Source organism: Treponema sp. (assembly GCF_017430385.1).
Taxonomy (GTDB): Bacteria; Spirochaetota; Spirochaetia; order Treponematales; family Treponemataceae; genus Treponema_D.
On record NZ_JAFRNB010000095.1, the window covers coordinates 1 to 8,070 of the forward strand.

Below are 8,070 nucleotides of genomic sequence, written 5' to 3' on the forward strand. Positions count from 1 at the left end.
GCACCAAAGAGAGTGTCACATCGGGTTGTGTAGACTTTGAGTTTCTGGCTGGTTGGTTTTCCGTCTTTGTCGGCTACGGTGAAGTCAACCTCGGCACCTTCTGAACGGCCAATCCAGTTTCTCTGCATTGCCTTAACGCTCTCAGGCCAGTCCAGGCCTTCCAGATCTTCGAGAAGCCTGTCTGCATAAGCCGTGATTTTGAGAATCCACTGGCGGATTGTTTTATGAGTGACCTGTGCACCACAGCGGTCGCAGTGACCTTCTTTTACTTCCTCGTTTGCAAGACCCGTGAGACAGCTAGGACACCAGTTGATTGGAGTCTCTGCCTCGTAAGCCAGACCCTTTTTATAGAGCTGAAGGAAAATCCACTGAGTCCACTTGTAGTAGTCAGGGGTACATGTGATTACCTGACGGTCCCAGTCATAAGAGAACCCGAGAGCCTTAATCTGCTCGGTGAAGTGTGCGATGTTCTGGAAAGTTGTTGTTGCAGGATGAGTTCCTGTTTTGATTGCGTAGTTCTCAGCCGGGAGACCGAATGCGTCGTATCCCATCGGATGAAGGACATTGTAGCCTCTCATGCGCAGGAAACGTGAATAGATGTCGGTTGCCGTGTATCCTTCCGGGTGTCCTACATGCAAGCCCGCTCCGCTCGGGTATGGGAACATATCAAGGATGTAGCGTCGTTTTTCTTTTGGAATTGATTCGTCTTCGACGGCACGGAAAGTCTTGTGCTCGTCCCAATACTTCTGCCATTTAGGCTCAATGGTTTTAAAAGGATACATTTGTAACTCCTGAATTTTTTGACGCGGATGAACGCAGATGAACGCAGATTCGCGAGTATGTACAGATAAAAAGTGAAATTATTCTATCAAAAAGGGAGAAGTTTTTCTATATATAGAAATAATGACGCCAGGGATAGTAGTGGCCGCGGAAGCGGTTCCGTAGAGAGCGTGAGCGAACGGAGGAATGGAGTGCGGCTAGCACGGAACCACGGATAGCCCTTAGCAAGTTGATTGCGCCTAAATAAATTTTCTGAAAAAGTTACATTCATCGTCGTTGCACTCTCTGGCTTCGGGAAGGTTCATGTTTACATGGAAGACGTGCGCGATGTCCTTGCGGTTTGGGGCTCCGTAGATTTTTATGACGGCCACGATGCCTTTGCTTTTGAGCAGGTCGTACATAGGTCGGGCTTGTGGGAGCAAAAAGTCCCTGTGGCTGCTCATTACGAATGCTGGCGGAAAATTCGGCGTGATGTTTGAAAGCACATCGATTTTTTCGCTGAATTCCCTGCTGTTTATGTCAGTTTTTTCGCCGACATAAGCCCAGAAAATATCAGCCATGCCGTTTTCAAGCCTTGCTTTTGGAGAATAGATTCCGCAGTTTAAGCCTAAAGCCTTGATTTTTATGTTCGGAACGGTGAATCCATATAGTTTTGCAAAGGCTGGATTTGTGAAGATTGCCGCATAATGGCTTGTCAGCTGAGCTCCGGCAGAATCACCCACCAGAACAAGTTTTTCCTTGTCGATGCAGTATTCGCCGGCGTGCTTTTCGATGAAAGTCAGGGCCTGATTGATGTCTTCGAGGGCAGCCGGGAACAGATTTTCAGGGGCAAGGCGGTAATTGAAGTTGACGACCGTAAATCCGCGGAGTGCAAGGCTCATGCAGTAGAATTTGTAGACTTCCTTGCTTCCGTAAACCCATGCTCCACCGTGAATACTTAGGATTGTAGCCTGTGGCGAGCTAACGTCAGAAGTTTTGTAGATGTCCAGAAGATTGCTTTCACCGTGCGGGCCGTAGGAAATATCGTACAGATTTGCCATATTTTCAGGCACCGTAAGATTTTCATCGCGCTTTTTGTCATAGAAAGACCACTTTGAGCGGAGTTCATTTACTTTTTCCTGCAAGGATTTGCCATCCTCTTTCATGCAAATTTCCACAATCTGCCCCTTGTTTTTATTTTGCGCCATAAATCTCGTAGTATTTGTCGATTTCGACCTTGATTTCTTCGGTAATCAGCTTTTTGTCGCCTTTTGTGTACAATGCTTCTACGACATCAGCCATTGAAACGATTGCACGGGCCGGGAAACCGTATTTTTCTGTGATTACATCCAGGGCAGCCTTGTCACTGTCCGGGGCCTTTTCCATGCGGTTAAGGCTTACGATTTCACCCACGATTTTAATTCCGCCCTCGGTTGTTTCCTGAGCCTTGATTTTCGGGTAAGTTTCTTCGATTGATTTTCCGGAAGTCGTGACATCCTCAATGATTACAACTCTGTCGCCGTCCTTGATTTTGTAGCCGAGAAGCGCGCCCTTGTCTGCTCCGTGGTCTTTTTCTTCCTTGCGGTCACAGCAGTATTTGATTTCCTTTCCGTAAAGCTCAGAGTAAGCCACAGCCGTAACGACAGCGAGCGGGATTCCCTTGTAAGCCGGTCCGAAGAAAACATCGATTTCGTCACCGAAATTGTCGTGGATTGCCTTTGCGTAATATTCACCCAGCCGCTTGAGCTGGCTTCCTGTGACATAAGCCCCAGCATTCATGAAAAACGGAGACTGACGGCCGCTTTTGAGTGTGAAGCTTCCGAATTTGAGAACCTGACACTCAACCATAAAATTTATGAATTCTTTTTTGTAATCTTCCATATCTGACCTCACTATTGATTTGAATCATTATAGCGAATTTAAGAAAAATAAAAAATCAGAAAAGAATAATTTTGCCCCTGCAATTTGCTCATGAACATTTTTTTCATCGAAAAACAAGTCCTCGGTCTTGGAATCCCATCTTTCAAGCTCACATGGAATGGAAAACAATGCGGACAGAATTGCCACATGCATCCGATACGAATAAATAGATTCACAGAGGGAGAGGATGGATTTCAAATCTGCGACGTTCTCAGGACGCCTTTCCAACATGAGTATTTTCTCAGGAAATTTCTTCCCGATAATTTTCTTGATTTTTTTAGCAAAATGATAATCTTCTGGATTTCCATTGCAGAACAACAAAATTTTATCTCTGGCAGCGATTTTTTCAAGAATCGCTTTGACAAGGACTTTTTCAACATTTTTTACGGATTTCAGAAAATCTCTTTTGCCATAATAAAACACTGTCCGGGGTGAAGCCAGGCAAATTCCAAAGAAATCGTCAGAAGAATTCTTTTTTTGCTCTCCCAGCGCAAAAACTGTATCCGGGGAAGTCTTGCATCTAACAAAAATACCGTTCTCCCTCAAAACTTCTGGTGAAGCGGAGTCCCTGAAAGCCAAAAAACGATTGAACGGGCTTTCAAAAATTCTTTTAAAAACGCCCGCAGCATATCTTCCCCATCTTCCAGATGCGCCGCACCCGATGACGGCAAAGTTTTTTTCATATTTTTCAATCGCACGAATCAATATTTCAAGTGCACACGCCATGTAGCCGTCGTTATCCCGAAAAAGCTGACCGCCGCCGATAACGACAAAATCACAATCGCGGACTGCACTAGAATAATAAGATGATTTCAGAAAAAATTTTATGGAAGACAAAAACCTGACGCAAAAATGGCGCAAAATTCCCGGAAGAAAAGACACTAAAGATGAAGAAAAAAGTCTTCCGGCATTGTAAAACAAATCTGCAGAACAAAAGTTCGCAAGTATATCGTAATTTTTAACAATAAATTCTTTTTCAAGCTGATTTTTTATGACTTCGGCTATAAGTTTGTCTCCGCAGTTGCTGGAATTCACAAGATTGAAGATGGCAACAGTTCGCATAAACACCTCCTTCCCGAAATCATAACAAAATTAAAGAAAAAAGAGTTAGGTTGACGACCCTCCAAAAATTGCCGGCCGTTATACACAACACCGATTTTATTTTCACTAAGCACAGACAAAGCCATTGTAGAAAGCCTGATGTTTGCTCCTGTGCAGATTAGCAGCTCAAGATCTTCGAGAGGAATCGAGATTTTCCTTTTCTTTTTTGGTTCAATTATCTGATCGACCGTTAATTGATTTGTGGTAACATGTATTTCGCTTGGTTGAGTTATTTCAAGAATTCTGAATCCTTCCATAACAAAAGAATAACACAGGATTTTACTAAAGAATATAAAAAAAAGCAGTCTGCACAAAACGCACAGACTGCCAGGCCTACCTCCTTATGGTATACGCCTTAGGCGAACGGATTTTCTGTTGGGTAGCGGACTCCAGCTGGCTGGTTATATCCGATTTCGTCAACTGCTACGCCGATGTACTTGAATACTTCGAAGAGAGCCTTTCCAAAGTGGCCGAATGCAACGGCACCGTGGTGTGGGAAGCCCTTTTCGATGAGCCAGTGGCGGTAGAAGCGGCCCATTTCTGGGATAGCGAATACACCGATTGAACCGAATGAGCGTGTAGCAACTGGAAGAACTTCACCCTGAGCAATGTATGCGCGGAGGATGTTGTCAGAAGTTGACTGCAAGCGGAAGAATGTGATGTCACCTGGAGCAATATCTCCTTCCAAAGTTCCGTTTGTTACTTCGATTGGGAGAGAACGTGCCATAATTTTCTGATACTTCATTTCGCAGAATGCAAGCTTCTTTGAACATGTGTTTCCGCAGTGGAAGCCCATGAATGTATCTGTAAGAGTATATTTTGTTTTTCCCTTAATTTCAGAATTGTACATATCCTTTGGAACAGAGTTGTTGATGTCGAGCAATGTAACGATATCATCAGAAACAACAGTACCGATGAACTCAGAGAGACATCCGTAAATATCAACTTCACAAGAAACTGGAATACCTTTTCCTGTAAGACGGCTGTTTACATAGCAAGGAACGAATCCGAACTGTGTCTGGAATGCAGGCCAGCATTTACCGGCAATTGCAACAAACTCGCGGTAGCCCTTGTGAGCTTCAACCCAGTCAAGGAGAGTAAGTTCATACTGAGCAAGCTTTGCAAGAATCTCAGGCTTTTTGTTTCCTTTTCCGAGTTCTTTTTCCATATCAGCAACAACTTCTGGAATACGAGCGTCGCCAGCATGCTTGTTGAATGCTTCAAACAAGTCAAGCTCAGAGTTCTCTTCAATTTCAACACCAATGTTGTAAAGCTGTTTGATAGGTGCGTTACAAGCAAGGAAGTTGAGCGGGCGTGGGCCAAAAGAAATAATCTTCAAATGATTCAAAGCATAAACTGCCTTTGCAACAGGTACGAAGTCGTGAATCATATCAGCACAATCTTCTGCATCACCTACTGGATATTCAGGGATATAAGCCTTAATGTTGCGGAGCTGCAAGTTGTAAGAAGCATTGAGCATACCACAGTAAGCATCTCCACGACCATCCATAAGGCTGTTTCCAGACTCTTCTGCAGCTGCACAGAACATCTTAGGACCGTCAAAGTGCTTAGCAAGCAAAGTCTCAGAAATTTCCGGACCAAAGTTACCAAGGTAAACACAAAGAGCGTTACATCCGTTCTTCTTAATGTCTTCCAAAGCCTGAACCATGTGGATTTCGCTTTCTACAATACAGATTGGGCATTCGTAAATATCGTCTGCACCATACTTTTTTGTGTAAGCTTCAACAAGAGCCTTTCTGCGGTTTACAGAAAGTGGCTCTGGGAAACAGTCGCGGCTAACAGCTACGATACCGATTTTGATTTTTGGTTTGTTGTTAATCATATTTGTACCTCTTTATAAAAAATTATTTGTTTGCTATATCAATGTTTTTGCCGGTCAGACCGATAAAAGCGCCCTGCTTAGCCTCACTTGAATCTGGATGAGCGAGAAGCCATTTGTTGCGTGCCCACAAAAGCTTGTCCTCAAAATCACGGACTGTAAGCTCTGGTTTTGCAGTATTCGTGTCCTTTGGAAGAACGATTGCAACATGGAAAGTCTCGCTGACTTTTCCGTCGTCAGTAACATTGCAGCATGGAGCATAGTGAAGGGTTGTTTCATAAACCTGAACGATTGTTCCTGCCGGAGCACGGAAAGCCTGGACAGTCTCAGTGTTCAGTTTACCCTTTTTAATGTCAGAGATTGTTGCAACCAGCAAAATCATGTCAGTTGTAGGAATATTCAATTCTGAGCCACGATGCCATTCAAGACAATTGAGCTTTGTGTTGTGACCGTTGCAGTAACCAATCTGAATCGGCATACCGCCATAAGCACCATCAGAGAATTCCTTAAAAATTGGAAGTCCTTCCAGCGATGCGTCTCCCGGCTCGTAAACAACAGAGTCTTTTGGACAATTTGTTGCCTCAAGTTTTTTCAAAAGGTCAGTAACATCATAGCCGGTAAGAACTTTACCGTACTTTGCGAATGACTTTGAAAAAACACTTTTTATTTTCATTTTGTACCTCCTTTTTTTTCTTCTATATAATTGGCCTAATGTTGAGTTTTACAAATTCTCTGATAATCACAAAAACAAGCTCTCGGCGAGAACATGGCACTGAAATCCACCTTCGCAACACAGTTGCTACGGAGATTCGCTAAAAACTCGTCTCACGAGTTTTTTTAACGCTCCCTAGGTTGTGCGTAATTTGAAATTGGACTCGCTTACGCTCGCCCGCACAAAGTGGATTCGTGCCATAACCAAACAAGCACGGCAACGAGAGTGCTTGTCGCCTACGCTTGCTTTTGCACTGTCCGGCAAATGCAAAACTCAACATTTTCCATTCTATGCTTATGAAGCCGTTGAATGGCGAGTTTTGAACCTTGCAGATATGGCAAAAAACGGCTGGAATCGGGGTTCCAAAACAAACTCGCCTGAGCTTGCTCACTGCGATGTTTGCTTTTGGGTTCCCGATGGGAAGCCGTTTTTTGATACTGTCAGTAAATTTCAAAACTCGACATTTGACCTATTAGCTAATTTTGCATAGCTTTCTTTGAGTGCAGGATAAAGCTCGGTGTACATTTTGTAGAACTTCTCGTATTCAGCTGAATTAGCCGCAATCGGATTCTGTGCCGGATTTGTCTTGATGACTTCCTTGCACGCTTCCTGAACAGAACCGTAAACTCCAGTTCCGACAGCCGCCAAAATTGCAACTCCGAGAGCAGGACCTTCCTTGCTTACGACAGTCTTGACAGGGCAGCCGTAAACATCTGCGAGCATCTGGCGCCAGAGAGGGCTTGTTCCGCCGCCACCGCAAGCGAGCATATCATTGATTTTGACGCCCATTCCACGAAGGACTTCGACAGAATCCCGCTGGCTGTAAACAACGCCTTCCATAACCGCACGAAGAAGATGCTGCTTTGTGTGCATTGCACTCAAACCGATGAATGCTCCACGGCAGTTCGGATCCAGGTGAGGTGTGCGCTCGCCCATCAAATACGGAAGATACAAAAGTCGCTCCGCACCAATCGGGATTCGCTCAGCCTGTTTGTCCATGAGATAGTAAGGATCTTTATCCAATCCTTTTGCGGCTACCATTTCGGCATCGCAGAAATTGTCGCGGAACCATTTGAGGGAAAGACCTGCTGCCTGAGTAACGCCCATAACATGCCATGCGCCAGGAACTGCACAACAGAATGTATGAACACGGCCTTTCGGGTCAATTGAAAGCTTGTCTGTGTGAGCAAAAACAACGCCGCTTGTGCCCAATGTCGTGAATGCAATTCCGTCCTGAACTGTTCCTGTTCCAACGGCAGCGGCAGCATTGTCTCCGGCACCTCCTACAACAGGAGTTCCAGCAGGAACGCCACAAAGTTCCGCAGCCTGAGCCGAGACTTTGCCTGTTACCTCTGGAGATTCATAAACTTTTGCCAAAAGTGACTTGTCGATTCCGAGCTTAGAAAGAACTTCATCTGACCAGCAGCGGTTTGGAACATCCAAAAGCTGCATACCGCTCGCATCGCTTACTTCTGTTGCAAATTCTCCTGTGAGCATGTAGCGGACATAATCTTTTGGAAGAAGAATGTGCGCACATTTTTCGTAAACTTCCGGCTCGTGGTTGCGAACCCAAAGAATTTTACTTGCAGTAAAGCCCGTGAGAGCCGGGTTTGCGGTCAATTCGATAAGGCGGCTTGCCCCGACTTTGTTTGTAATCTCTTCACATTCAGCGGCAGTTCTCTGGTCGCACCAAATGATGCTTTTTCGAAGAACATTGCCTGCTTTGTCGAGCATTACA

General features: G+C 44.7%; 8 protein-coding genes. All 8 read right to left on the reverse strand.

Annotation, left to right across the window (positions count from 1 at the left end):
• Window positions 1-782 (reverse strand): class I tRNA ligase family protein (locus tag IJJ71_RS06450; RefSeq protein WP_296846010.1); only part of this gene is annotated, 782 nt, incomplete at its 3' end.
• Between the two features lie 237 nt (window positions 783-1,019).
• Entirely contained in the window at window positions 1,020-1,967 is a 948-nt protein-coding gene (locus IJJ71_RS06455; protein WP_296846011.1) for an alpha/beta hydrolase, read from the reverse strand.
• Window positions 1,954-2,640, reverse strand: a complete 687-nt coding sequence (gene pyrE / locus IJJ71_RS06460) for an orotate phosphoribosyltransferase (RefSeq protein WP_296846012.1) — start codon at window positions 2,638-2,640, stop codon at window positions 1,954-1,956. Before pyrE ends, IJJ71_RS06455 begins: the two co-directional genes overlap by 14 nt.
• A gap of 27 nt (window positions 2,641-2,667) precedes the next feature.
• Window positions 2,668-3,741 carry a polysaccharide pyruvyl transferase family protein gene (locus IJJ71_RS06465; protein WP_296846013.1) on the reverse strand — a complete coding sequence of 358 codons (1,074 nt, stop codon included), beginning with the start codon at window positions 3,739-3,741 and terminating at the stop codon, window positions 2,668-2,670.
• Window positions 3,711-4,037, reverse strand: coding sequence for a CRISPR-associated endonuclease Cas1 (locus IJJ71_RS14935; protein WP_367113225.1), 327 nt, complete (start codon window positions 4,035-4,037; stop codon window positions 3,711-3,713). Before IJJ71_RS14935 ends, IJJ71_RS06465 begins: the two co-directional genes overlap by 31 nt.
• A 98-nt stretch (window positions 4,038-4,135) precedes the next feature.
• Window positions 4,136-5,623, reverse strand: coding sequence for an L-fucose/L-arabinose isomerase family protein (locus IJJ71_RS06470; RefSeq protein ID WP_296846014.1), 1,488 nt, complete (start codon window positions 5,621-5,623; stop codon window positions 4,136-4,138).
• A gap of 22 nt (window positions 5,624-5,645) precedes the next feature.
• Window positions 5,646-6,293 carry a DUF4867 family protein gene (locus IJJ71_RS06475; protein ID WP_296846015.1) on the reverse strand — a complete coding sequence of 216 codons (648 nt, stop codon included), beginning with the start codon at window positions 6,291-6,293 and terminating at the stop codon, window positions 5,646-5,648.
• Between the two features lie 489 nt (window positions 6,294-6,782).
• Window positions 6,783-8,070 (reverse strand): xylulokinase (xylB, locus tag IJJ71_RS06480; RefSeq protein WP_296846016.1); only part of this gene is annotated, 1,288 nt, incomplete at its 5' end.